Raw genomic sequence first — 2,617 nt, forward strand, 5'->3', positions numbered from 1 at the left:
TCGAATCCGCACTCAGAAATCGCTAAGTCGCGCGAGGTATAGAGCGCGGCTACCTTACTGAGGAGGAGCGGCTCGCCTCTGGCTAGGTCCAGGCTAAACTCTTGGCCTATGTATCCCGGCTCGATAATCGCACGCCGTGGCAGGTCCAAGATCTTGCTGTTCACGAGTGCGTGAGTGCGTGCTGCTATCGTCACGTTCAGATGCGACTGACTGGTGCGCACGTTCATCATGACGCAATCTTTCCCGGCGACTTGGCCGTCCAACGGCTCGATATGTTTGTTGTTGAACTTTCGATATAGCTTGGCACCGCCGTTGACGATGCGTGCGTCGATGGCCGAACGCACGGTGATCAGCGTGGACCAGTTGTCGGCGATCAACGTAAGCTCCAGCGCGCCTAGATGCCTATTCCTCATTGAGATGAAACGGCGCTCGTTAAGGGTGCTCCTCCGCCCTTCGCCGTGCTCAAACGAGATCCGCCGAAATAGCATACCGCGACGAAGGTCAAGCTCCTGGCGCAAAGACAAGAGCTTCACGTTTCGAATATCGAACCAGTCTTCGGCGCCGATGCGAAATTTGAGTTCAAGCCAGTTGGGAAGGTTCACCAAGTCTTCGTTCTCGACCACCCTTCCGGAGATTTCGGTGCGCAAGCGGTTATAGCCGCAGGCGAGGTAGGTCCCCGGATAATGCACGTCGTCAGCAACGGTCCAAGGCGCCGCCGCACGAGTCGCGAAATACCCATTCCCCAACGTACACAACGTTTCGCGAACGCCTTCGTGGGCTGGCTCGAACCCTGTGAACGCCAATGACCATTCTGGCGGAGGTTCTGCCGTCGCCTGAACCTGTGATAAGTCAGTGACGACGACATCGGCGCCGGCGTCGCGCAGTTCTTGTGCGCGTCCACCGCGATCTACGCCGATGACGCAGCCAAATCGACGTCCATGACCAGCCTCGATTCCCACGATCGAGCGAGTCACGACGACCACTCGCGAAGGGTGCGTACCGAGGCGTCGCACCGCCTCCCACCACGCGTCCGATTCTGGCTTGCCACTTGGCCCGGTACCATCAACATCCAAACAATCCATCTGAACATCGAACAACTGCGTGATACCCGCTGCTTCGAGCACCGCCGTGCAGTTGTCGGCGGACGATACGACCGCTGTTTTGATGTTAAGCGTGCGGAGCTTTCGCACCAACTGGACCGATGCGTCGTAAGAGGTCGACACCGCGTTCTTTCAAGTGCTGAAGGAAGTATCGGCCTTCCAACTTGCCGAAAGCGTTTTGACTTAGCACTTCGGGCCCGTCATCGGGCGTACCGATCGGCAACTGGATACCACGTGATTTGAGAAACGCTCTCACACCGGCACAGCGCGAATTGCAGTCCAGATAGCGAGCGTAGTCGGCGTCAATGTCAAACGGGACGGACGGCTTACCAGCCAGCACATCGTGCTGCTGAAAATAATTGTCAAACAGCTGCTTCCACGCGCCAGCATGCCCGTTCGCAGTCTTTGCCAGCACGTCGTCCAAGTCGAATAAGACCGCGTCATAGTCTCGCGGCGATAGCGTCACGACCGGATAGGAAATCATGTACGAGCCCAATCACACATTCTGTCTACGACCACGGCATCCTCACCGGAGTGGCGAACCGCTGACAAAGCGCATTGCCATAGGCCCGTCGAAACATACAAACGAACGCTCAACGGCACCTCAGCGAAGGTGTCGAGCCATTGTCGATTCAAACGACCACGCCGACAACTCGCTCCATGAGCCCGAGTGCTCCACTTCGTTCATAGGGGGACTTAGGAAACGTCTTGTCGCGGCAAAGACGTATCGCCTTTCGCCCAATATCCGTCCTTGCCATGAAACGTATGAAGCGCCGCTTCATAGGTGCGGCTCAGTGGCACCGAATCGTCGTAGTCCGGGCAGCTCCTGATGGACCCGCGCGTTAGCCCTGTGGAAATGGTAGACCCGAGCCAATCTACGGAGCCAACCCACTGAGTTGCCAAAAGTACCGTCTTGCCTCCGGGCCACCAGTTTCGCGTATCGACTGTCAGGTAACGAATGACCCATGCCACGTCGTCGAAGATGAAACCCGAGACGTGCCCTATGCTTCCGTCGCGCGCTTCAATGTGGTAACCCGTCACAGCGTCTGTACTTCGCAAGTGCACGTCCACTGGCGGTGCTCCATCCACCGCTAGCTCAATAGGCTCAAACGCTTCCGATTCAATACCTGGCGCGACCTGCATCGGACCGAGCACAGGGAAACCGCCTATTCCCCATGAGTCTCGGCCGCCCCAGTACATCGGATAGCCGTAGTAACGGAGATACTTCACCTCGTGCTGACGAGACACTGGCTGTTGCGTGTTGATACTCGGGCTGTCCCTTACCTGGTCGCGAGTTAAATCCACGGACACGGCGCCCGCTCCCGGGTCGGTGTGTTTGACGGAATACGGTGAAATCAGGACCTGACGTTCATTGAGCCAGTTTCCAGTATCTATCACAAGGTAACGGACGCCCCACGCCTCGTCATCGAAATAGACTTCGTCAACGCTTCCTAATAGCCCATCGAGCGCAGCGACCGCGCTGCCCTTAAGAGTTTGTATACTTCTCAACATTTTCG

The 2,617-nt window shown here is 57.1% G+C and carries 3 protein-coding genes; all 3 read right to left on the reverse strand.

Annotated features, from left to right (window positions below):
* On the reverse strand, window positions 1-1,223 hold a 1,223-nt coding region (locus BSU04_RS38930; protein ID WP_179258592.1), incomplete at its 3' end, for an HAD family hydrolase.
* Window positions 1,168-1,524 (reverse strand): hypothetical protein, encoded by a 357-nt coding sequence (locus tag BSU04_RS46885; protein WP_179258593.1) that lies wholly within the window; start codon window positions 1,522-1,524, stop codon window positions 1,168-1,170. The genes BSU04_RS46885 and BSU04_RS38930, both read right to left, overlap by 56 nt.
* Window positions 1,525-1,796: 272 nt before the next feature.
* A partial coding sequence (locus BSU04_RS38940; RefSeq protein WP_306427254.1) for a PRC-barrel domain-containing protein occupies window positions 1,797-2,617 on the reverse strand: 821 nt, incomplete at its 5' end.

The sequence above is a fragment of the Caballeronia sordidicola genome, from assembly GCF_002220365.1.
In the GTDB taxonomy this organism is placed as follows: domain Bacteria; phylum Pseudomonadota; class Gammaproteobacteria; order Burkholderiales; family Burkholderiaceae; genus Caballeronia; species Caballeronia sordidicola_C.